The following is a 22,728-nucleotide window of genomic DNA, read 5'->3' on the forward strand; positions in this document are numbered from 1 at the left end:
TCATGAGCATCAAAGCTGAAGAAATTAGTTCACTGTTGAAAAAACAAATCGAAGAATATCAGTCAGAAGTTGAAGTTAATGATGTAGGTACAGTTATCCAAGTAGGTGACGGTATCGCACGTGTACATGGCCTCGATAATGCCATGGCTGGGGAGCTTGTTGAATTTTCTAACGGTGTCATGGGAATGGCACAAAATCTAGAAGAAAATAACGTAGGTATCGTTATTTTAGGGCCTTTCAGAGATATCCGTGAAGGAGACGAGGTTCGTCGTACTGGACGTATTATGGAAGTTCCTGTTGGAGAGGAATTAATCGGTCGTGTCGTGAATCCACTTGGTCAACCTGTCGATGGTTTAGGACCAATTGAATCGAACAAAACTCGTCCTATTGAAAGCCCAGCTCCAGGGGTAATGGATAGAAAATCGGTTCATGAACCTTTACAAACAGGAATTAAAGCAATCGACTCACTTATCCCAATTGGACGTGGTCAACGTGAATTGATTATCGGAGACCGTCAAACAGGTAAAACTGCAGTTGCGATTGATACGATTCTTAACCAGCAAGATCAAGATATGATTTGTATTTATGTAGCCATCGGGCAAAAAGAATCTACTGTTCGTGGTGTTGTTGAAACATTAAGAAAGCACGGTGCATTAGATTACACGATCGTTGTTACTGCATCTGCATCTCAACCTGCACCATTATTATTCCTAGCGCCATATGCAGGAGTAACGATGGGTGAGGAGTTTATGTACAACGGTAAACACGTGCTCGTTATTTATGATGATTTAACGAAGCAAGCCTCTGCATATCGTGAGCTTTCACTATTACTTCGCCGTCCTCCAGGTCGTGAAGCTTATCCTGGTGACGTATTCTATTTACACTCTCGCTTATTAGAGCGTGCTGCGAAATTAAGTGATGCAAAAGGTGGCGGCTCAATTACAGCCCTTCCGTTCATTGAGACGCAAGCAGGTGACGTGTCAGCATATATCCCTACAAACGTAATCTCGATTACAGATGGGCAAATATTCTTGCAATCTGATCTATTCTTCTCTGGTGTACGCCCTGCCGTGAATGCTGGTTTATCAGTTTCTCGTGTTGGTGGATCTGCACAGGTGAAAGCGATGAGGAAAGTATCAGGTACATTACGCTTAGACTTAGCGTCTTACCGTGAGCTTGAAGCCTTCGCTCAATTCGGATCTGATCTTGATCAGGCAACACAAGCGAAGCTTAATCGTGGTGCACGTACAGTTGAAGTATTAAAACAAGGTTTGCATAAACCTCTAAAAGTAGAAAAACAAGTAGCTATTCTATATGCATTAACTCGTGGATTCTTAGATGATATTCCTGTAGCAGATATTTCACGTTTCGAAGAGGAATATTTCTCTTGGATTGAGCATAATCGCAATGAGTTATTTGAGCATATTCGTTCAACAGGAAACCTTCCTGAAGAGGCTGATTTTGATGCAGCTATTGAAGATTTCAAGAAGACGTTTGCTGTTTCTGAATAATTGATGCTAAGCGGCGAGGTCTTACATTTGTAAACATACGATCGCCGCTAATTATATAAAAATTTTTCTTATTTTGAACAACCTTAAAAAGGTGGTGAGAACCTTTGGCATCCTTACGTGATATAAAAACGAGAATTACCTCAACGAAGAAAACGAGTCAAATTACGAAAGCGATGGAGATGGTTTCAGCTTCGAAGTTAAATAGGGCTGAAAATAATGCTAAATCGTTTGTACCATACATGGAAAAAATTCAAGAGGTTGTAGCTAGTATCGCATTAGGTAGTACCGGTGTTAGCCATCCGATGTTAATGAGCAGACCTGTGAAGAAGACTGGTTATATTGTCATTACTTCTGATCGTGGTCTTGCAGGTGCATACAATAGTAATGTTTTACGTTCTGTATATCAAAAAATTCAAGAACGTCATAGCTCTACAGATGAGTATGCTGTCATTGCATTAGGTCGTATCGGTCGCGATTTCTTTTTAAAGAGAGGAATACCGGTTAATTCCCATATTGTTGGCCTTGCAGATCAACCTTCTTTTACAGAAATTAAAGATATTGCAAGTCAAACAATTGATTCTTTTGTAGATGGTACGTTTGATGAGTTGTATTTGTACTATAATCACTTTATTAGTGTCATCCAGCACGAAGTAACTGAAAAGAAACTACTACCATTAACGGATATAGCAGCTGAGAGCAAGCTTTCTTCTTATGAATTTGAACCTTCTCAAGAAGATATTTTAGAAGTGTTGCTTCCTCAATATGCTGAAAGTCTCATCTATGGTGCCTTATTAGATGGTAAGGCAGCGGAACATGCAGCTCGTATGACTGCAATGAAAAACGCTACGGATAATGCAAACGAGCTTATTAAAGGTCTTACACTATCATTCAACCGTGCGCGTCAAGCTGCAATTACTCAAGAAATTACTGAGATTGTTGCTGGTGCATCTGCACTTGAATAGGAAAGATCATAGATTTTCACAAGCAAGTTAGGAGGGAAAACGATGAATAAAGGACGCATTCTTTCAGTAATGGGACCGGTTGTTGATGTAAAATTTGATAACGGCCATCTTCCTGAAATTTATAATGCCCTTAAAATTGAGCATAAAGCACGTAATGAAAATGAAGTTGATATTAACTTAACATTAGAAGTTGCTCTACACCTTGGAGACGATTCTGTACGTACGATTGCAATGTCATCTACAGATGGACTTGTACGTGGATTAGAAGCAATTGATACTGAAGCAGCAATTTCTGTACCAGTTGGTGATGTTACATTAGGACGTGTATTTAACGTACTAGGTGAAAACATTGATCTAGATGAAGCAATCCCACAAGATGCTCGTCGTGATGCGATTCACAGACAAGCACCTTCTTTTGAGAAGCTTTCTACAGAAGTAGAAATTTTAGAAACAGGAATTAAAGTAGTTGACTTATTAGCACCGTACATTAAAGGTGGAAAAATCGGCCTATTTGGTGGAGCAGGTGTTGGTAAAACCGTTTTAATTCAGGAATTAATCAATAATATCGCACAAGAACATGGTGGTATTTCAGTATTCGCTGGTGTAGGTGAGCGTACACGTGAAGGAAACGATTTATACCATGAAATGACTGATTCAGGCGTTATTAAGAAAACAGCAATGGTTTTCGGTCAGATGAATGAGCCTCCTGGTGCACGTATGCGTGTTGCATTAACAGGTTTAACAATGGCTGAATATTTCCGTGATGACCAAGGTCAAGACGTGTTATTCTTTATGGATAACATCTTCCGCTTTACTCAAGCAGGTTCTGAGGTATCAGCATTACTTGGTCGTATGCCTTCTGCCGTTGGTTATCAACCAACATTAGCAACAGAAATGGGTCAGCTTCAAGAGCGTATTACATCAACAAGCGTTGGTTCTGTAACATCGATCCAAGCAATTTACGTTCCTGCCGATGACTATACTGATCCAGCTCCAGCAACGACGTTTGCTCACTTAGACGCAACGACAAACCTTGAGCGTAAACTTTCAGAAATGGGTATTTACCCTGCGGTTGACCCACTTGCATCAACTTCACGTGCTTTAGCACCTGAAATTGTTGGAGAAGAGCACTACGAAGTTGCTCGTCAAGTACAGTCAACACTACAGCGTTATAAAGAATTACAAGACATCATTGCGATTCTTGGAATGGATGAGCTTTCTGATGAAGATAAATTAATCGTTCATCGTGCTCGCCGTATTCAATTCTTCTTATCTCAAAACTTCCACGTGGCTGAGCAATTTACAGGCCAACCTGGTTCTTACGTTCAAGTTAAAGAAACAGTTCGTGGATTTAAAGAGATCCTTGAAGGGAAGTATGACAACCTTCCTGAAGATGCGTTCCGCTTAGTAGGACGTATTGAAGAAGTAGTTGAAAAAGCGAAAGAAATGGGCGTAGAAGTATAATTATTGGGACCTAGGAGGGTATAAAATGAAAGTGGTTAAAGTCCATGTAGTTACTCCCGATGGCCCGGTTTTAGAAGAAGATGTGGAGATGGTAATTGCAAAGGCTCAAAGTGGAGAGCTTGGTATTTTACCTGGTCATATTCCGATGGTTGCTCCATTACAAATTGGGGTAGTTCGTCTAAAAAAGGGAACCGACACTGAACTTGTGGCTGTTAGTGGAGGCTTTCTAGAAGTTAGACCTGAAAAAGTAACGATACTTGCACAAGCTGCGGAAGTTGCAGCTGATATTGATGTGTTACGTGCAAAAGCAGCAAAAGAAAGAGCTGAACAACGTCTAAGAGCTCAACAGTCAGAAGTTGACTTTAGACGAGCTGAGATGTCTCTTCAACGTGCGATTAATCGTTTGAACGTTACAAATAAACACTTTTAATTAAAAAGGCTTTCTGTATCATACAGAAAGCCTTTTTGTTTGTGATTTTTGTCATTGACGATCGGTTGAAAATTGAGTAATGTTGCTGATGGAAAATTCAATATTTCGTCCATGCTTTATCGACACAAATATTGGTATTTGCTATAATGTTAACGGTTAAATAAAATATTTTTTTCATTACAAGGCACGACAAACGGAGGGGGAACATGGAGCAATTTAACTTATACATCAACAATTATTTAATCGTATTCGTTTTTCTATGTCTAGGAGTCTTGTTACCTGTAGCTGCATTAACAGCAGGTCGGTTTTTACGTCCGCATGCACCTAACAGTGAAAAACAAAAGACGTACGAAAGCGGTATTGAACCATTCCATGATTCACGTGTGCAGTTTAACGTAAGGTATTATATTTTTGGCTTAATGTTTGTGATTTTTGATGTTGAAACAGTTTTCTTATACCCATGGGCAGTTGCATATGACGAACTCGGTATTTTCGCATTAATTGAAATGCTTATTTTTGTCGTTATGTTATTAATCGGGTTAATATATGCATGGAAGAAGAAGGTGTTAAAATGGATTTAAAAATAGAAAACATTTCAGCAGAAGAAATGGAAGAATTAAAACGCAATATATTTTTTACAACACTTGAACAATTGAAGGGTTGGGCGAGAAGTAATTCTTTATGGCCATTAACAATGGGACTCGCTTGTTGTGGTATCGAAATGATGGGGGTTGGATCATCACATTATGACTTAGACCGTTTTGGCTCTTTTTTTCGTACCTCTCCACGACAATCTGATGTCATGATTGTTTCTGGGACAGTAACAAAAAAAATGGCGCCAATCGTTAAGAGGTTATACGATCAAATGTCTGAACCTAAGTGGGTAATAGCAATGGGGTCTTGTGCAACAGCGGGAGGACCATATGTTAAGTCTTATGCAGTTGTCAAAGGGGTCGACCAGATTGTACCTGTCGATGTATACATTCCTGGGTGTCCGCCAAATCCAGCAGCACTTATTTATGGAATAAATAAATTAAAGGAAAAAATTCGCTACGAAGCTAAGACAGGGAAGAAGGTGATGTAGCAAATGAGCAAAGATCTTGACCAACAAAAGAAGGAAGCTGCAAAAAAAGCTAAAGAACTAGCATTAAAAAAACTAGCAGAGAGGAAAGCTAACGATGCTAGTCTTAAAGAAGATGAAAGTGATTCAAATATTGATGTAGCTAAAGCAAAAGCTGCCGCAGCAGCGAAGGCAAAGGCTGCTGCATTAGCCAAACAAAAAGAGATTGCAAAGCAAAAAAATGAGGGCGAAAAATCAGCACAAAAGGAAGCGGTTACAAGTAGTTCTAATGATGAAACAGACCTTGAAAAGCAAAAGGCAGCCGCAGCAGCAAAAGCAAAAGCCGCTGCGTTAGCCAAGCAAAAAGCAAAAGAAAAGAACGAAAGAGCTTCTGAAGGTGATGAAGCGAAAGCAAAAGCTGCTGCAGCAGCAAAAGCGAAAGCCGCTGCGTTAGCCAAACAAAAAGCAAAAGAAAAAAACGAAAAAGCTCCTGAAGGTGATGAAGCGAAAGCAAAGGCGGCAGCCGCAGCAAAAGCAAAAGCCGCCGCAGCAGCAAAGGCAAAAGCCGCTGCTTTAGCAAAGCAACAGAGGGATAGTGGCAATGATAAAGTAGAAAATGATGATGCCGCAGCAGCAAAAGCGAAAGCGATTGCAGCAGCAAAGGCAAAAGCGAAGGCTGCCGCTGCAGCAAAAGCAAAAGCAAGTGGTGCAACAGAGTCAGATCAAACAGTAGAGAAAAAACCATCTCAAAACCAACCTTATCTCGATAAATATGTAAAAGTAATTGAAGAGCATCTTGGCAAGGAAGTTTTGTCAGACTCATATATTAATGAGCTTTCAAAAGATGTTCCTACACTAGTAGCAACACCTGACTCATATTTTAAAATAGCAGAATTCCTAAAATATAATGAACAGTTAAGCTTTGACTATTTATCGAATATACACGGAACAGATTTTGTTTCGCATATGGAAGTTTATGTGCATTTATACTCATATATTAATCGGCAAACTGTTGCCTTAAAGGTCAAAATAGATCGTGAGGAACCAATTATTGATTCGTTGCAACCATTATGGGAAGGAGCGAATTGGCCTGAACGGGAAGCTTATGACTTATTAGGCATTAATTTTAAAGGTCATCCTAACTTAGCACGCATTTTACTTGCAGAGGATTGGGTTGGATACCCGCTTAGAAAAGACTACGAACCGTATGATGTGGAGGTTTAACTGATGATTCGAACAGAAGAAATGCTCCTTAACGTTGGACCGCAGCATCCAAGTACACATGGTGTATTTCGGCTTGTGGTCAAAATAGATGGTGAAATCATAACGGAAGCGACACCAGTAATTGGTTATCTTCACCGTGGAACAGAAAAACTAGCAGAGGACTTACAATATACACAAATTATCCCATTTACTGATAGAATGGATTATTTATCAGCAATGACGAATAATTACGTCCTTTGTCATTCAGTTGAAACAATGATGGGGCTTGAAGTACCTGAACGAGCTGAATACTTACGAGTATTGGCGATGGAGCTTGGACGTATCGCAAGTCATCTCGTCTGGTGGGGAACATATTTACTAGATATCGGTGCAGTCAGTCCGTTTCTTTATGCATTTAGAGAACGTGAAATGATTATTAATCTGCTAAACGAACTTTCAGGTGCTAGACTTACCTTTAATTATATGAGGGTAGGCGGTGTCAAGTGGGACGCACCAGAAGGTTGGATTCAGAAGGTAGAAGAGTTTGTTCCATACATGCGCGAACAGCTTAAAGGGTATCATGACCTCGTCACAGGAAACGAGATCTTTATGAGTCGTGTAAAAGGTGTAGGAACTTATACGAAGGAAGATGCACTTGCATATTCTTTAAGCGGAGTAAACTTACGCTGTACGGGCGTTAAATGGGACCTACGAAAAGACGAGCCATATTCAATCTACGATAGGTTTGATTTTGATGTACCTTTTCGAGAAGAAGGCGATGCATTAGCACGTTATTTCTGCCGCTTAGAAGAAATTGAAGAGTCATTAAAAATAATTGAACAAGCTTGTGAACAGTTTCCAAATGAAGGTCCAATATTGGCGAAAGTACCTAGGATTATTAAAGCTCCAAAAGGTGAAGCGTATGTCCGAATTGAATCACCTCGTGGAGAAATAGGCTGTTACATTGCAAGTGACGGTAAGAAGGAGCCGTATCGTTTAAAATTCCGTCGTCCTTCATTTTATAATTTGCAAATCCTCTCAAAATTATTAAAAGGGGAAAATATGGCGAATTTAATTGTTATTTTAGGAGCAGTTGATATTGTTCTTGGGGAGGTAGATGGGTAATGATGCAAGACTTATTGCATTCCTCACCAACTGTCGGAAATCTGGGCATTTTTTTAGGATTAGGTACGCTATTTTTATTTGTAGTACTAGGATTTGTTACATATGGCATCTTAGCAGAGAGGAAAGTAATGGGATTTATGCAGGGACGTATAGGCCCAAACCAAGTGGGGGGCCGTTGGGGCTTATTACAAACTGTTGCAGATGTTCTTAAACTGCTATTAAAAGAAGATGTCGTAACGAAGAATGCTGATAGACCACTATTTTTAATTGCTCCAATCATTGCCTTTGCTCCTGCATTTATGGTATTGGCAACAATGCCATTCACGGATGCATTTCAATTTGCAGATATTGGTGTGGGATTATTGTATTATATCGCTATATCTGGCTTAACGACAATTGGGGTTGTGACTGGTGGTTGGGCATCAAACAACAAATATGCATTATTAGGTAGTATGCGTGCCGCTGCACAGATGATTTCTTACGAGATTCCACTTGTAATGTCAGTATTAGGGGTCATCTTCTTAACTGGAAGCTTAAATTTAAATGATATCGTTCAAGGTCAAGAAACTTGGTGGAATATATTTAGGCAACCAATTGGTTTTGTCGTCTTTTTAATTGCTGCTGTTGCAGAGTTAAATCGTGTACCTTTTGATTTGCCAGAGGCAGAGTCAGAAATTATTGCAGGGTACCACGTCGAATATTCAGGGTTTCGCTGGGCATTTTTCATGCTAGCTGAATATGTTTACTTTTTTGCGATGGCTTCACTAATAACTGTATTATTTTTAGGTGGATGGCATCCTATCATGTTCCTTGATTTCATTCCTGGAGCGGTTTGGTTTGCTTTAAAGTTTAGCTTCGTAGTATTTTTACTTATTTGGTTCCGTGTTGCATTTCCACGCGTACGAGCAGACCATCTAATGGAATTTGGCTGGAAGGTGTTACTACCTGTAGCTCTTGCAAATATTTTTATTACAGCTGTAATTAAGGAAATTATTAACTACTTTTAGAGGAACATCCTCATCTAGTAATATGTCATTAAAAAATAAGGGGTTGGGTACATGCTAGGTTTAGCAAAAGGATTAAAATATACCCTAAATAGTGTAACGAAGAAGAAGGTTACGTATGATTATCCGAATGAATCATTACCACTTCCTGATCGTTTTCGAGGAATACAAAAATTCTATCCTGAAAAATGTATCGTTTGTAACCAGTGTGCAAATATATGCCCGACAGATTGCATTAGACTGACTGGTAAGAAGCACCCTGATCCAAATAAAAAAGGGAAAATCATCGATACTTATGATATTAATTTTGAAATTTGTATTTTATGTGATTTATGCACGGAAGTTTGTCCGACTGAAGCAATAGTCATGACCAACAACTTTGAGCTTGCTGAGTACAGTCGTGATGAGCTATTTAAAAATCTAGAATGGTTAGATGAGAATGACCAAAACATTCGAAAGGAGAATAAGGCATGAGCGGTGAATTTATAGCACTAATAGTACTTTCACTAATCGCTATAATTGGCAGTATCCTCATGTTGTCTCTAACAAAGGTAGTACACATGGTCATTTCACTTGTGTTTACGTTTATTAGTATTGCTGGTGTTTATGTCCTGTTGTCTGCAGAATTTGTAGCGGCTGTTCAAATATTAATATACTCTGGTGCTATTACGATTATTATGTTGTTTGGTATTATGCTGACTCGTCATAATGATGAAACGGGTGACTCTAAGGCAAGCATGCTGCGTAAGCTTCTTACCTTAATGGGTGTCATAGCTTTTGGAATCGTTGTCATGCTAGGAATTGTTAATCTTGATTTCGGTCAACAAGCGACTACCTTACATGTAGAAAATACAAAGCAGATAGGTATAGCGCTTTATTCTAAATTTGTTATACCGTTTGAGTTAATGTCTGTTCTTTTGCTTGTAGCACTGATTGGGGCTATTATTTTAGCAAAAAAAGATGATGAGGAGGCAGACAATAAATGAGTTCAACTCCTTTAGCTGGTTATTTATTATTAGCGTTGTTTTTATTCTGCTTAGGCTTGTATGGTGCGCTGACGAAAAAAAATATGGTCATTGTGCTCATTTCGATTGAGCTAATGCTCAATGCTGTAAATATTAATTTAGTAGCATTTAGTAAATTTGGAGTCAATCCAAATATTACTGGTCAAATCTTTTCCCTTTTTACGATAACTATTGCTGCAGCAGAGGCGGCGGTTGGTTTAGCTATCTTAATGGCGCTATATCGTAATCGAAAGACAGTTAACATCGACGAAATGGATTCGATGAAGCATTAATGGACAGTTTATCTTCACTGACTAAAAAAAGGGGATCGTGATACGATGATGGAATATGCATGGTTAATACCGCTTTTCCCGTTAGTTTCTTTTGTGCTTCTTCTCCTGATTGGTAAGCGTTTGAAGGAGGGGAGTGCATATGTAGGTATTCTCATGACGTTGGTATCTTTTACATTGGCAATTTTCGTATTGGTAGAGCGGCTAAGTGAACCAACATTTAAGCAAGAAGGTACATGGCTTACGATTGGGAATATCAACTTAACAGCGGGATTTGAAATCAATCAATTAAATGCACTAATGCTAGTAGTAGTGACGCTTGTCAGTTTTCTTGTACACCTTTATTCAAAGGGATATATGCATGGAGATGAACGGTTTCCAGTATTTTATGCATATCTAGGGTTATTTACATTTTCTATGCTAGGATTAGTGATTTCACCAAACCTACTTCAAACATATGTATTTTGGGAGTTAGTTGGTGTAGGGTCATTCTTATTAATCGGTTTTTATTTTTATAAAGAGGATGCGAAAGCAGCTGCCAAAAAGGCGTTTATCATGACAAGAATCGGTGATGTAGGACTATTCATTGGTATGATTCTATTATTTTGGCAGGTCGGTAGCTTTGAATATGATGACATTTTTCATGCAGTATCAACAAATGTGATACCAATGGAAATGATTACATTAACAGCTATTTTAATTTTTATTGGAGCGATGGGTAAATCAGGTCAGTTTCCATTACATTCATGGCTCCCTGATGCGATGGAAGGTCCGACACCAGTATCTGCACTCATTCATGCAGCGACGATGGTAGCTGCAGGGGTATATTTGGTTGCATCGATGTTTCCTTTGTTTACTGCAAGTGAAACAGCATTGACAACAGTTGCTATTGTTGGTGGCTTTACAGCGATATTTGCGGCATCGATCGGACTTGTTCAAACGGATATTAAACGAGTGCTAGCTTATTCAACGGTTAGTCAGTTAGGGTATATGATGCTTGCACTAGGCTCTGCCGGCTATGTTGCTGGGGTATTTCACCTGACGACACATGCATTCTTTAAGGCATTGCTATTCTTAGCAGCTGGTAGTGTCATTCACGCAGTTCATACGCAGAACATCAATGAGATGGGTGGTTTATGGAAAAAGCTGCATCTCACAGGTCCGTTATTTTTAATTGGTACGTTAGCAATTAGCGGAGTACCATTGCTTTCTGGGTTTTTCAGTAAAGAAGAAATTTTAGTTGCGACATGGACTCATGGCAATTATGGGTTGTTTTGGATCGCTGTCATTGCAGCATTCTTCACAGCATTTTATATGTTCCGCTTATTCTTTTTAGTATTTACGGGAAAACAAAATGGAACTACGAAAGAGGTACACGAGTCACCGTTATCCATGACGTTTCCGATGATTGTGTTAGCTATTTTAGCAATTGTAGCTGGATATATAAATACACCTTGGTTTGGAACGTTCTTAGGTGATTGGTTGGCAGAAGGAAATGAATACTTGGAAGCTGCACATATTAAAGCCCCAGCATGGATTATGATTGTGGCAACGGTCGTTTCATTTGTCGGTATTTTTCTAGCATATTTAATGTATGGGAAAAAATCACTTGCAAGGGATACCTTTTCTTCACGTGAATCGATTGTTTATAACATTTTGTTAAATAAGTATTACATAGATGAGTTTTATCAAGCAACGGTTGTTTACTCGACTAAAGTGATTAGCTTATTTATGAAATATATTGAGAAATTTATCGTTGAAGGTATAGTGAATGGCATTGCATTATTTACACAAAGCATAGGTAGAATAGGGTCCAAGCTGCAAAATGGTCAGATTCAAATGTATGGTGCAGTGACTATTATTGGTTTAGCAATCTTATTAGTGATCTTTGCTTTGACAGGGGGGTATATCGGATGAACGCATCTTTCTATTTATCACTATTAATATTCTCCCCATTGCTAGGAATTATTCTTCTCATGTTGATTCCTAAAACGCAAGAGAAGCAAATTAAGCTTGTAGGTTTTTTAGCAACATTACCTGCATTATCCTTATCACTCATTGTTTTTGTGAAATATGTAACTGGTGAAGCTTTAAGTCAATATGCTGAAAAATATGAATGGATTCATTTAGGTCAGTTTCCAGGGGTACCTGAATTTGCTTGGAGAATTGATTATGAGCTAAGTCTCGACGGTCTAGCACTCGTCATGATCGTACTTACAACAGTCCTTTCGACTCTAGCGGCGATTGCGTCTATTCATATTAAAAAAGAATGGAAAGGCTATTTCATGCTTTTCCTGTTATTAGAAATTGGTATGCTCGGCGTTTTTGCTGCTGGGAACCTTATCTTATTCTTTATCTTCTTCGAAGTAACGCTTATTCCAATGTTTTTCCTCATTGGAAAGTGGGGCTATTTTGCCAAAGAAAAAGCAGCGTTCAGCTTCTTAATCTATAATGGGATTGGTTCAGCTATCCTATTAATCGTTATTATTATCTTATTTGCGAAAACTGGAACAGCCAATTTTGAGGATCTTAAGGTTGCCTTAAGCTACCCTGTCGATCAAATTGAATTTTTCTTTCCGATTTCTGAACAACTTCGTTTTGGGTTACTCATTGCACTTATTGTTGCATTTGGCGTGAAGCTACCTATATTTCCATTACATAGCTGGATGCTACGTGTTCACGTCCAAGCACCACCAGCCATTGTAATGCTTCACTCAGGTGTCCTATTAAAAATCGGTGCTTTCGGTCTCATTCGGTTTGGTATGGGGTTATTCCCGAACGAGTTTGAGTCAATAGCAATATGGCTAGCGATATTAGGTGTTATTAACCTGTTATATGGTGCATTTTTAGCACTTATTCAAACAGACTTAAAAATGGTACTAGCTTATTCAAGTATTTCACATATGGGAATTGTGTTAATTGGACTAGCTGCATTAAATGAGACTGGCATTCAAGGTGCGATTTTTCAAGTCGTATCACACGGCTTAATTTCAGCATTGTTGTTCTTCCTCGTAGGTGTAATGTATGAACGTGTCAACACCTCATCGATTGACAAGCTTGGTGGTTTAGCCAAGGCGATGCCTTTAACAGCAGGGTTCTTACTTGCTGGGGCAATGGCATCATTAGGATTACCTGGCATGTCAGGGTTCGTAAGTGAATTTATGGCATTTGCTGGTTTATTTAAAGAAATGCCTGTCATTGCGGCAATAGGGGCACTGGGGATTATTTTGACAGCAGCTTATTTACTACGAGCAGTGTTGCAAGTAACATTTGGAACTGCAAAGCAATCATATGGGAAACTAGCTGATTTCAAAGGAGTAGAAATGGTTCCTGCACTCGTATTACTCGGTTTTATTATCTTAATAGGTGTATACCCAACTGTTCTATCAGAGCCGTTAAAATCAACTATTGAGACTATTATGTTAGGAATAGGAGGGTGAGCGGGATGGATCTCGATACTTTGCTTAGTTACGAATGGGGAATTATGGCACCAGAGTTCGTCATCCTCGGTGTTGCAACCCTTCTTTCATTAATAGACTTATTTATGGGGCAAAATAAAAGTCGTAAGCCACTTGCGTGGTTAGGCATTGCTGGGATTGTCGTTGCTATTATCTTTTTAGTAGGATCATTTGATAAAGACGTGACATCCATTTTATATGATACGTATCGACTTGACTCTTTCGGTAAAGCATTTAAGCTATTATTGCTAGTAGGTGCTGGCTTAGTGTTATTGCTTTCTATGAGCTATCAGCCAAAAGATAAGCTAGAATACCGTGGTGAATTCTATTATTTATTTTTAACTGCACTACTAGGCGCTATGATTATGACTTCAAGTGGAGATATGATTACACTATTTGTCGGCCTTGAATTACTTTCTATTTCATCATATATATTAGCTGGATTGCGCAAAAAGAATCAGCTATCAAATGAATCAGCGATGAAATATGTAGTAAATGGTGGAATTGCCACAGCACTAACGTTGTTTGGAATGAGTTATATTTATGGATTAACAGGTACTACAAATGTAATTGAAATTGCATACCAGCTTTCAACAATTTACGATACGAACTTGCAATACATGTTATCATTGGCATTTTTAATTATGTTCGTTGGCTTAGCGTTTAAACTAGCAGCTGCACCTTTTCATATGTGGGCACCAGATGTCTATCAAGGGGCACCTACACCAGTAACTGCGTTTTTAAGTGTAGTATCAAAAACGGCTGGCTTTGTAATTATTATGCGTCTGTTCTTATCCATCTTTCCACGAACACCAGCAGGAGGAACAAGTGGGAATTGGATGTTTTTCGAAATGCAAGATTACATTGCATTCTTAGCAGGAGCATCGATGATTATTGGTAATACCATTGCGTTAAAACAAAGAAATGTTAAACGTATGCTTGCCTACTCTAGTATCGCTCATGCTGGGTACGTATTAGTAGCTTTTGTCACACTCTCACCATTTATGATTGACACTATTTGGTTTTACTTAGCTGCGTATTTACTAATGAATTTAGGCGCATTTGCAGTATTACAACTAATCACTGATAAATCAGGTTCTGAGGATATAAGCCAATTTGCTGGTCTATATAAACGCTCACCAATTTTAGCAGTGACGATGACCATCTTTATATTATCGCTTGCAGGTATTCCTGGAACAGCAGGATTTATTGGGAAGCTAAATATATTTATAAGCGCATTTGCTTCTGTTCCTAGCCATTACGTACTCGCATCGATTTTAATCGTGACGACTGTCATATCTTATTTCTATTACTTCGGCATATTGACGCAAATGTTCTTTCGTCCTGCGCCATCGCAAGGTGCATTTAACGTCTCATTTGGTGTCATAGCTGTTATCGTCATTTGTGCAATTGGTACAATCCTTCTAGGGTTGCTGCCTGGGATTGCATTTGACTTTTTATACGATACTTTTAACTATTTTAATGATTTTGTACGCTAGTAGAGGCCGAGAAGGACAAAGTTTTATTGCTCTTATAAAGGAATGAGACATTGAAAGTAAGGTGGAGTGAAAGTAAACACTCACTGTCGAAGCGTCCATTGGTCATTTGAATTCACAAACATAGGGGTTTATTGATAAGATAGAAGGAGAGGTGGACAATGCTACCTCTCCTTTTTGTGGGAAGGCTCAGTGGTCCTAATTGAAAGATGCTATGAACGGAGCAGCTTTTCAAGTAAAGAAGATCAATGGCAAACTACCTGAAAAACGATGGGAGGCATATAATTATGACAAATTATGGTATAGATGCGTTTGTTAGCATCCTATCACATTTGATATTTATTACAATTACATGGTGGGCACTACAATCGCTAAATTTTGAAAAGCTCTTTAAAAAAAATCGTGTATTCCAAGCCCGGACATTATTTATTTTAATCACTATTGCACTCGGTTCAACCATTAGCAACTTCTTTTTAGACTATCTTTTCTGGTCGAAACAAATTACAACGTTATTTAGCTAAATTTGTACTTAAAACTGCCTAGAGTGAACTTTGCATAGTATCACGAGCGATTTGGATAGTAAAGTGCTTAGTTTGGCTAGTAAAAGGTGAAGTTTGGCTAGTAAAACGCCAAAATTGGATAGTAAAACCTCAAGTTTGGATAGTAAAAGGCGAAGTTCGGATAGTAAAGCCCCAAGTTTGGATAGTAAAACACCAAGATTAGATAGTAAAACCCATAGTTTGGATAGTAAAACCCCAAGTTTGGCTAGTGAAACGCCAAGATTGGACAGTAAAACCCCAAATGCGGACAAGTACTGCTTCTATTGTTGTTAAGATAATGAAAAGAATGTAAGAAAATTAAAGGAGAACGAGTAAAAGGTGGAGAATTCTTCAAAAAAATAATGTGAGGTGATGAAATGATTAAAAAAGAAAGGCAAATCCCACCTAAGATAGAAAAATTAGAGGCTTTATTAAGACGGTTGCCACCTACACACTCCAAAAAAGAGATGCTCAGTGAAGAATTAGCAAAAGCGTATGCTGGATTTCGAGGAGAGAAGTCGCTTGATTATTTTTTTGACTTTCTCCCAAGTGAAAAGTATTTCATACTACATGATTTAAGAATTCCCGATAGTGAAAACCGTTATTTTCAGCTAGATACACTCATCATATCGGCATGTTTTATTCTCATTATTGAAGTGAAGAACATCTCTGGCACACTCACATTCGACCGAACCTTTCACCAGCTGATTCGAGAATTAGATGGAAACGAAGAGGCATTTCCTGACCCCTTTTTACAAACTAGTAGGCAAGAAAGTCAACTGAAAAATTTACTAAAGAAGTATAAATATCCATCTATACCAGTTCTATCACTCATCGTCATAAGCAAGCCTTCAACAATTATAAAAACCACTTCCCACTTTAAGGAAACCTCTCAAAAAGTGATCCACGCTGCATCACTCCCAGCCAAACTAAACAATCTAGCTTCCGTATATAAAAAAGAAATATTAACTAAGAGAGACCTTAATAAAATAATCCAACTGCTCGTAAAACAACATTCTCCAACATATCCGGATGTGTTACAAAAATTTCACATTCAACCCTCTGAGATCATTACAGGAGTTCATTGTCCAATATGTTCTACCCTTCCGTTACATCGACAACGAGGTACTTGGAGTTGTCCCGTATGTAAATCGAATATTGAAAATGCTCATGTTTATGCTTTAAAAGATTTTTATCTCCTCATTAGCCCAATCATTTCTAACAAACAATTACGTGAATTTCTTCAGCTACCTTCCATATCCATTTCCACAAAAATATTGGTATCCCTAAACCTACAACATTCTGGGAATTATAAAAACAGACAGTACGAACTTTCACTCTCGAAACTAAATGAAATAATAAAGGCTCATTCCGCAAAGCTATGACTAAGTTGCCATCTGCTTAATACTTAACAGTCATATTAGTAACCCATTTGCATAGTAACGTGTTTACTTTCCTTCACTTATTTTCTTGTCTAAAGATGACGAGTTTTTCCAAGTATGAACTACGTTGATGTGGCAACAATGAAAATAAGGAGAGGAAGTGGCGAGAGATGAAAAATAAACTTCATAAAATATGTATGTTATTTATTGTAATGATTTTACTAAGTATTTATGGAAATTCGATGACTAGTGCAAATGAGTCTGTAAATAAACTAGAGGAAATTGCAAATGTATACGAAAATAATCATATTACGATCGAAGAATGGAGCCTCTACAGTAGACAGGCATTAGAGATCAGCGATCAGGTGGAATTCGAACAACGGATAGAGGAGCTTAAGGAGAAGACTGGCAACTTTAATTGGGATATTTCTGAAAGTTCAAATAAATGGGAAGCTGTTGGGACATTTGAGCACTTGGAAAAAAACCAAACAGAAATTGTAAAGCTCATCTCATCATATGATAATGGACATCGGTATTCATACCTATTTTATGAGGTGAAAGGAAATCACACCGATTGGACTAGTGTAAATGGCACAACAAAAAACAGAATAGCTGACATTTTTACTGATGATGTCACAATTTTTACTTGTATCAAGGGCTATTTAAATGATAAGATTGAAGAGGTTTTGTATAAACGAGCGGACAAAATACTACAACAATTTAATGCTAGAGCAATTGAGGCGTTGAACGAAGAGACATTTGTCTCAATTTCTGCATATACTGATGATTGGAAAGATATTATTCCAACAAAAATTGAACCGATCAATATACAAGTAGCCTTGCGTAGTACAGGGTTAGGTGGGAGGACTAACGTTGTAGTTGGAACACCTATCATAACATCTGAATATTAATATTATATAGAAAATGGACGCGGAGGGGAATATACCTTGGAAAAAATCATCGTCCGTGGCGGAAGAAGGTTAAGTGGTACGGTTAAAGTAGAAGGTGCAAAAAATGCCGTTTTACCTGTAATCGCTGCATCTTTATTAGCGAGTGAAGGAAAAAGTATAATAAGTGATGTACCTGAGCTCTCCGATGTATACACGGTAAATGAAGTGTTACGTTATTTAAATGCTGACGTAACATTTAACAATAATCAAATTATAGTTGATGCATCTAGAGAGTTAACGATAGAAGCACCGTTTGAATATGTTCGAAAGATGAGGGCTTCTGTATTAGTAATGGGATCGTTATTAGCGAGGAATGGTCAAGCAAAAATTGCTTTACCAGGTGGATGTGCAATTGGCTCAAGACCAATTGATCAACATTTAAAAGGCTTCGAAGCGATGGGAGCAACTGTAAAAGTTGGTAATGGATATATTGATGCAAAGGTAGATGGAAAACTACAAGGTGCAAAAATATACCTAGATTTCCCTAGTGTAGGTGCTACTGAAAATATTTTGATGGCAGCTACGTTAGCTGAAGGAACAACGATTATCGAGAATTGTGCAAAAGAACCAGAAATTGTTGATTTAGCAAACTTTTTAAATAAAATGGGTGCAAAAGTGCGTGGTGCTGGAACTGGTACGATACGTATCGAAGGTGTAAAAACCTTATATGGAACAACACATCAAGTGATTCCAGATAGAATTGAAGCGGGTACTTTTATGGTAGCAGCTGCAATTACTGGCGGTGATGTATACGTACAAGGAGCAGTACCGGAACATTTAAGCTCATTAATAGCAAAGATGGAAGAAATGGGCGTAACGATTACTGAGGAGCATGATGGCATACGAGTAATTGGTCCTCAAAAGTTAAAAGCTGTAGATCTAAAAACGATGCCTCATCCTGGATTTCCAACAGATATGCAGTCACAGATGATGTCATTACTGTTATGTGCAGAAGGCACTAGCATGATCACTGAAACTGTTTTTGAAAACCGTTTTATGCACGTTGAAGAATTTCGTCGAATGAATGGTAATATTAAGATTGAAGGACGTTCAGTCATTATTAACGGTCGTTCTGATTTACAAGGTGCAGAAGTAGCTGCTACAGATCTCCGTGCAGCAGCAGCTCTTATTTTAGCTGGGTTAGCTGCTAAAGGGCATACAAGGGTTACTGAGCTAAAGCACTTGGATCGTGGATATGTGAGCTTTCATGAGAAATTAACAGGCCTTGGAGCTGATATTGAACGTGTAGCGGTTCAAAGAGATCAATTAATACCTTTTGATCAGCATGTAACAGATGTGAATGCTTAAAGGACCATCCTTTCAACGGCTATGAATGTAACAATAAGTATATAATTAAATAATTTTGAAAAAAAAGCAACCGTTGAGGTTGCTTTTGTATTTTTGGGATATAAAGTACTAGGTTTTCTTATCATAAAAGGTTGTCCACCTCCATAAGCATATATAGAAGTGTGGTTTCAAAGATCTTAGGACTACACAAAAAATCTTTTTGGAGGCTTGAAGCGATGAAACAAGTAAAACCACTCGTTATACTAATTTCTGTACTATTTGCCATGATTATTGTAATCCCCTCATTGTTAGTTTTCCCTTTCTCAGCCAAGGAAGGTGGAAAACTCATTGAAGAATCGAAGTCGGAACCTTCTCCCACCTTAACTACGAACACATTAAATTCCGAAGTGGAAGTGGCTGTCTATCGTAGTCAAGCTAAAACGATCGAGCATGTCCCTCTTGAAGAATATGTCGTTGGAGTCCTAGCATCAGAAATGCCTGCAGATTTTGAGCTAGAGGCATTAAAAGCACAAAGTTTAAGTGCCAGAACTTATATTGTTAAAAAGATGATAGGTGGGCAAGCAGTCGGCGTACCAGAGGGTGCCGATGTTACAGATATGGTACTTCATCAAGTATATAAAAACAAAGATGAGTTGAAGGAATTGTGGGGGATTGATTATGAACGGAAGATGGAAAAATTTCAAGAGGCAGTACGTTCAACTGCCGGTCAAATATTAACTTATGATAGTACCCCAATAGAAGCATCCTTTTTCTCAACGAGTAATGGTTATACAGAAAACTCGGAGGATTATTGGGAAAATCCATTCCCCTATTTAACAAGTGTAGCAAGTCCTTGGGATGAGACTTCCCCAAAATTTCATAATCAAGTAACGATGACGGTGGCTGAGTTTGAACAGAAACTTAACATAAAATTACCGAGCGATGGTACAGTAGGAAAAATTATTGCAAGAACACCTGGTAAACGTGTTGACACTGTAGAAATAAGCGGTAAAACCTTTAAAGGGAGAGAGGTTCGTGATCAATTAGGGTTATCTTCATCAGATTTTACATGGGTACGTAAAAATGATCAAATTGTCATCTCAACAAAAGGTTATGGGCATGGTGTTGGTATGAGTCAGTATGGCGCAAACGGAATGGCTGAAGAAGGAAAAACATATCAAGAAATTCTTACACACTACTACAAAGGAGCGCAAATTAGTGATGCAACTCCTTATTTAACGAACTTTATCGTGAAAAATTAATTATTCGATCCTGTGTAAAATTAATAAAAATCAGTTAAGAAAGCTCTCTTCCATTGTAATAAGCAAAAAAATTAGCCCAATTTAGGGCTTTTTTTAATTATTATGGATAATTTTTCACATGATGGGGATATTAAATCAAAAAAATATAAAAAGATTGTATAAAAATATGAAAATGTGTTCAAAATGGTTGCTGAGGTGATGAATTCATGAGAGAAGAAAAGAAATTCTCAAAAATGAAACGATTTTTTAAACGTCGTTGGGTTCTTCCAGCAATTTATATTGCTAGTGCAGCAATCATTCTAACAGCTATCCTTTGGTATCAAAACAGCAAAAATGTTGCAGATTCTGATCAATATGATCTTGATAATGTATCATTGCAATCCGATTACTTTGTGGATGATGATTCTGTACCAGTAACACAATCGCTTGAAAGTTTTATGTATCCAGTGACAAATGTTGAAGAAATGGAAATTCAAAAGCAATTTTATGATGCCGATGCATCTGACGCAGATCAAGAAGCAGCTCTGTTGTACTACGACAATCAATATATTCCAAACAAAGGTATTGATATTGTAACGAAGGATAATAGTGTCTTTGATGTAGTTGCTTCTGCTAGTGGAACTGTTACAAGAACGAGCGTTGATTCAACCCTTGGGAATGTTGTAGAGATTGATCATGGAAATGGGATCGTAACTGTATATCAATCACTTGCTGATATCCAAGTCCAAGAAAATGATATGGTGGAACAAGGGCAAGTTATTGCACAGTCTGGTAGAAGTCTCTTAAATAGTGAGGCAGAAAATCACGTGCATTTTGAAATACGTAAAAATGACGAAGCGATCAATCCAATTAATTTATTTGGAAGTCCTATCACTTCTTTGTTAGATGAAGATGAAAATATGGATCTAGAGGCTTCTGAAGGAAAGAAAGAAGAAACATTGCCTGAAGAAGAGCAGAAAGAAGCTGAAGAAGAAGTAGAGGAAGAAGAAGAGGAAGCACCAGCTGAAGAAAAAGAAAAAGAAGAGGAAGCTCCTGCTGAAGAAGAAAAGCCAGGAGATGAAAAAGAAGATAAAGATTCATAATTATCTGCTTTAGTATAAAGTGAATAGCTTGATACAATTATGACCATTCTCATTAGAGAGTGGCTTTTTGTTTGTTGTCAATTTACTGGTGGTTTTAGGTGACCATTATTTTAGCTAAAAGCTCCTTTCGTAACTTTGTTGCTATTGTTAGTCGTTGTACAGAAGAAAAGATGCCTCGAACGATAGCTATATTCTTATTTAGCTCTAATTACAAAATGCAACAATTAACACGAAAACAACCTAACAAAAAAATTCCTCGAACGTTAGGTGTTTCGTGTTTATATCTATGTGCAAAAAAACAATCAATGTGAAGACATCCATTGCTTTGTAACAATTTATACCTTTATGGAAAATAATCTTGTATGAACATACAAAAATACATTTGTTTACATCGTCAAATAAGTTATTTCCTGTTTGCAGGATAGCGGATCTTTTGTCGGAAATTTAGTTTCAAAAAGGATCATGGTTGTAATTTAAACAAAAAATTAACAAATCCCTTGTCCCTCTTGACTTTTATGGAATATATAATCATCCAAGCTAATAAAATGTTACAAACCTGATAAAAGAGAGTGTTTGAGGTGAGGGGCTTGGGTTTTATGATAACGATATAATTTATTTCATTTATACAACAACTTATTACTGCCGTAACAAAATAGAGCATTTTAATCGTTGGAAAGAAAACGAGTCTCCTTTGACACTTCTCACATCCAATTTAGGGAGGGCGAGTGGTGTGCACGATTACATCAAAGAGCGTACTATCAAGATTGGTAAGTATATCGTGGAGACGAGAAAAACCGTTCGTGTAATAGCGAAAGAATTTGGCGTTTCCAAAAGTACTGTTCATAAGGATTTAACAGAAAGATTACCTGAGATTAATGCAGAACTTGCAAATGAAGTGAAGGAAATATTAGATTACCATAAATCAATACGTCATCTACGCGGTGGAGAAGCAACAAAATTAAAATATAAGAAAGAGGGTGAACGAGAAGAAGAGACTGTCCGATAAAAAGAAAGAGGATGAATCATGAATTGGGTAGAGCCCGGTTTTATAGCCTATATGTTAAATAACAATGATTAATAAATCCTGAATATAATATGAAATCACACTCAATTGAGGCATCCTCTTTTCATATATTTGATCTAGCTCTTAAAATTCGACTATTTTTTTACATCATTGCCTTCTAGGCGTAAATTTGTGATAAAATATAAAATTAGAGAA

Annotated in this window: 23 protein-coding genes; all 23 read left to right on the forward strand. The window is 37.8% G+C overall.

Going from position 1 to position 22,728, the window contains the following annotated elements:
- Positions 1 to 2 precede the first annotated feature (2 nt).
- The 23 genes from atpA to spoIIID all read left to right on the forward strand — a co-directional run bounded on the left by atpA (position 3) and on the right by spoIIID (position 22,515).
- Entirely contained in the window at positions 3 to 1,511 is a 1,509-nt protein-coding gene (gene atpA, locus V1503_RS11295) for a F0F1 ATP synthase subunit alpha (protein WP_214480863.1), read from the forward strand.
- A 104-nt stretch (positions 1,512 to 1,615) separates the two neighbouring features.
- A complete protein-coding gene (gene atpG / locus V1503_RS11300; protein ID WP_214480862.1) occupies positions 1,616 to 2,473 on the forward strand; it encodes an ATP synthase F1 subunit gamma in 858 nt (285 codons plus the stop codon).
- 42 nt (positions 2,474 to 2,515) lie between these two features.
- Complete coding sequence (atpD, locus tag V1503_RS11305; protein WP_320207420.1) at positions 2,516 to 3,937, forward strand: F0F1 ATP synthase subunit beta; 1,422 nt, start codon at positions 2,516 to 2,518, stop codon at positions 3,935 to 3,937.
- Between the two features lie 25 nt (positions 3,938 to 3,962).
- Positions 3,963 to 4,367 carry a F0F1 ATP synthase subunit epsilon gene (locus tag V1503_RS11310; protein ID WP_410626958.1) on the forward strand — a complete coding sequence of 135 codons (405 nt, stop codon included), beginning with the start codon at positions 3,963 to 3,965 and terminating at the stop codon, positions 4,365 to 4,367.
- Between the two features lie 206 nt (positions 4,368 to 4,573).
- Entirely contained in the window at positions 4,574 to 4,948 is a 375-nt protein-coding gene (locus tag V1503_RS11315) for an NADH-quinone oxidoreductase subunit A (protein WP_214480859.1), read from the forward strand.
- A complete protein-coding gene (locus tag V1503_RS11320; RefSeq protein WP_214480858.1) occupies positions 4,939 to 5,451 on the forward strand; it encodes a NuoB/complex I 20 kDa subunit family protein in 513 nt (170 codons plus the stop codon). Before V1503_RS11315 ends, V1503_RS11320 begins: the two co-directional genes overlap by 10 nt.
- 3 nt (positions 5,452 to 5,454) lie before the next feature.
- Positions 5,455 to 6,651 (forward strand): NADH-quinone oxidoreductase subunit C, encoded by a 1,197-nt coding sequence (locus V1503_RS11325; RefSeq protein WP_410626961.1) that lies wholly within the window; start codon positions 5,455 to 5,457, stop codon positions 6,649 to 6,651.
- Positions 6,652 to 6,654: 3 nt separating this feature from the next.
- Entirely contained in the window at positions 6,655 to 7,755 is a 1,101-nt protein-coding gene (locus V1503_RS11330; RefSeq protein WP_214480856.1) for an NADH-quinone oxidoreductase subunit D, read from the forward strand.
- Positions 7,755 to 8,762 (forward strand): NADH-quinone oxidoreductase subunit NuoH, encoded by a 1,008-nt coding sequence (nuoH, locus tag V1503_RS11335; protein WP_320257985.1) that lies wholly within the window; start codon positions 7,755 to 7,757, stop codon positions 8,760 to 8,762. The genes V1503_RS11330 and nuoH overlap by 1 nt, the downstream gene beginning before the upstream one ends.
- A gap of 51 nt (positions 8,763 to 8,813) precedes the next feature.
- Positions 8,814 to 9,233 carry an NADH-quinone oxidoreductase subunit NuoI gene (gene nuoI / locus V1503_RS11340; protein WP_214480854.1) on the forward strand — a complete coding sequence of 140 codons (420 nt, stop codon included), beginning with the start codon at positions 8,814 to 8,816 and terminating at the stop codon, positions 9,231 to 9,233.
- Positions 9,230 to 9,745, forward strand: a complete 516-nt coding sequence (locus V1503_RS11345) for an NADH-quinone oxidoreductase subunit J (protein WP_410626964.1) — start codon at positions 9,230 to 9,232, stop codon at positions 9,743 to 9,745. The genes nuoI and V1503_RS11345 overlap by 4 nt, the downstream gene beginning before the upstream one ends.
- Positions 9,742 to 10,056: an NADH-quinone oxidoreductase subunit NuoK gene (nuoK, locus tag V1503_RS11350; protein WP_214480852.1), complete on the forward strand. Its 315-nt coding sequence runs from the start codon at positions 9,742 to 9,744 to the stop codon at positions 10,054 to 10,056. The genes V1503_RS11345 and nuoK overlap by 4 nt, the downstream gene beginning before the upstream one ends.
- A gap of 45 nt (positions 10,057 to 10,101) precedes the next feature.
- Entirely contained in the window at positions 10,102 to 11,970 is a 1,869-nt protein-coding gene (gene nuoL, locus V1503_RS11355) for an NADH-quinone oxidoreductase subunit L (protein WP_410626967.1), read from the forward strand.
- Complete coding sequence (locus tag V1503_RS11360) at positions 11,967 to 13,493, forward strand: NADH-quinone oxidoreductase subunit M (protein ID WP_410626969.1); 1,527 nt, start codon at positions 11,967 to 11,969, stop codon at positions 13,491 to 13,493. The genes nuoL and V1503_RS11360 overlap by 4 nt, the downstream gene beginning before the upstream one ends.
- Before the next feature lie 5 nt (positions 13,494 to 13,498).
- On the forward strand, positions 13,499 to 15,010 hold the full coding sequence (gene nuoN, locus V1503_RS11365; RefSeq protein ID WP_410626971.1) for an NADH-quinone oxidoreductase subunit NuoN: 1,512 nt from the start codon (positions 13,499 to 13,501) through the stop codon (positions 15,008 to 15,010).
- A 284-nt stretch (positions 15,011 to 15,294) separates the two neighbouring features.
- On the forward strand, positions 15,295 to 15,528 hold the full coding sequence (locus tag V1503_RS11370) for a DUF1146 family protein (RefSeq protein ID WP_410626973.1): 234 nt from the start codon (positions 15,295 to 15,297) through the stop codon (positions 15,526 to 15,528).
- A gap of 395 nt (positions 15,529 to 15,923) precedes the next feature.
- Positions 15,924 to 16,931: a nuclease-related domain-containing protein gene (locus V1503_RS11375; RefSeq protein WP_410626975.1), complete on the forward strand. Its 1,008-nt coding sequence runs from the start codon at positions 15,924 to 15,926 to the stop codon at positions 16,929 to 16,931.
- 167 nt (positions 16,932 to 17,098) lie between these two features.
- Positions 17,099 to 17,839 carry a YwmB family TATA-box binding protein gene (locus V1503_RS11380; RefSeq protein ID WP_410626977.1) on the forward strand — a complete coding sequence of 247 codons (741 nt, stop codon included), beginning with the start codon at positions 17,099 to 17,101 and terminating at the stop codon, positions 17,837 to 17,839.
- A gap of 36 nt (positions 17,840 to 17,875) precedes the next feature.
- On the forward strand, positions 17,876 to 19,186 hold the full coding sequence (gene murA / locus V1503_RS11385) for a UDP-N-acetylglucosamine 1-carboxyvinyltransferase (protein ID WP_410626979.1): 1,311 nt from the start codon (positions 17,876 to 17,878) through the stop codon (positions 19,184 to 19,186).
- A 215-nt stretch (positions 19,187 to 19,401) separates the two neighbouring features.
- A complete protein-coding gene (gene spoIID / locus V1503_RS11390; RefSeq protein ID WP_410626982.1) occupies positions 19,402 to 20,427 on the forward strand; it encodes a stage II sporulation protein D in 1,026 nt (341 codons plus the stop codon).
- 206 nt (positions 20,428 to 20,633) lie between these two features.
- On the forward strand, positions 20,634 to 21,509 hold the full coding sequence (gene spoIIQ, locus V1503_RS11395; protein WP_320257993.1) for a stage II sporulation protein SpoIIQ: 876 nt from the start codon (positions 20,634 to 20,636) through the stop codon (positions 21,507 to 21,509).
- Positions 21,510 to 21,607: 98 nt separating this feature from the next.
- Entirely contained in the window at positions 21,608 to 21,820 is a 213-nt protein-coding gene (locus tag V1503_RS11400) for a hypothetical protein (protein ID WP_410626985.1), read from the forward strand.
- A 419-nt stretch (positions 21,821 to 22,239) separates the two neighbouring features.
- The gene (gene spoIIID / locus V1503_RS11405) at positions 22,240 to 22,515 is read left to right on the forward strand and encodes a sporulation transcriptional regulator SpoIIID (RefSeq protein ID WP_214480842.1); all 276 of its coding nucleotides are present in this window, start codon (positions 22,240 to 22,242) and stop codon (positions 22,513 to 22,515) included.
- Positions 22,516 to 22,728 lie beyond the last annotated feature (213 nt).

Source organism: Nanhaiella sioensis, from assembly GCF_046557775.1.
In the GTDB taxonomy this organism is placed as follows: domain Bacteria; phylum Bacillota; class Bacilli; order Bacillales; family SM2101; genus Nanhaiella; species Nanhaiella sioensis.

Coding starts and splice junctions, on each gene's coding strand:
- atpA (WP_214480863.1), top strand. CDS start 3: ATGAGCATCAAAGCTGAAGAAATTAGTTCACTGTTGAAAAAACAAATC.
- atpD (WP_320207420.1), top strand. CDS start 2,516: ATGAATAAAGGACGCATTCTTTCAGTAATGGGACCGGTTGTTGATGTA.
- V1503_RS11310 (WP_410626958.1), top strand. CDS start 3,963: ATGAAAGTGGTTAAAGTCCATGTAGTTACTCCCGATGGCCCGGTTTTA.
- V1503_RS11315 (WP_214480859.1), top strand. CDS start 4,574: ATGGAGCAATTTAACTTATACATCAACAATTATTTAATCGTATTCGTT.
- V1503_RS11320 (WP_214480858.1), top strand. CDS start 4,939: ATGGATTTAAAAATAGAAAACATTTCAGCAGAAGAAATGGAAGAATTA.
- V1503_RS11325 (WP_410626961.1), top strand. CDS start 5,455: ATGAGCAAAGATCTTGACCAACAAAAGAAGGAAGCTGCAAAAAAAGCT.
- V1503_RS11330 (WP_214480856.1), top strand. CDS start 6,655: ATGATTCGAACAGAAGAAATGCTCCTTAACGTTGGACCGCAGCATCCA.
- nuoH (WP_320257985.1), top strand. CDS start 7,755: ATGATGCAAGACTTATTGCATTCCTCACCAACTGTCGGAAATCTGGGC.
- nuoI (WP_214480854.1), top strand. CDS start 8,814: ATGCTAGGTTTAGCAAAAGGATTAAAATATACCCTAAATAGTGTAACG.
- V1503_RS11345 (WP_410626964.1), top strand. CDS start 9,230: ATGAGCGGTGAATTTATAGCACTAATAGTACTTTCACTAATCGCTATA.
- nuoK (WP_214480852.1), top strand. CDS start 9,742: ATGAGTTCAACTCCTTTAGCTGGTTATTTATTATTAGCGTTGTTTTTA.
- nuoL (WP_410626967.1), top strand. CDS start 10,102: ATGATGGAATATGCATGGTTAATACCGCTTTTCCCGTTAGTTTCTTTT.
- V1503_RS11360 (WP_410626969.1), top strand. CDS start 11,967: ATGAACGCATCTTTCTATTTATCACTATTAATATTCTCCCCATTGCTA.
- nuoN (WP_410626971.1), top strand. CDS start 13,499: ATGGATCTCGATACTTTGCTTAGTTACGAATGGGGAATTATGGCACCA.
- V1503_RS11370 (WP_410626973.1), top strand. CDS start 15,295: ATGACAAATTATGGTATAGATGCGTTTGTTAGCATCCTATCACATTTG.
- V1503_RS11375 (WP_410626975.1), top strand. CDS start 15,924: ATGATTAAAAAAGAAAGGCAAATCCCACCTAAGATAGAAAAATTAGAG.
- V1503_RS11380 (WP_410626977.1), top strand. CDS start 17,099: ATGAAAAATAAACTTCATAAAATATGTATGTTATTTATTGTAATGATT.
- spoIID (WP_410626982.1), top strand. CDS start 19,402: ATGAAACAAGTAAAACCACTCGTTATACTAATTTCTGTACTATTTGCC.
- spoIIQ (WP_320257993.1), top strand. CDS start 20,634: ATGAGAGAAGAAAAGAAATTCTCAAAAATGAAACGATTTTTTAAACGT.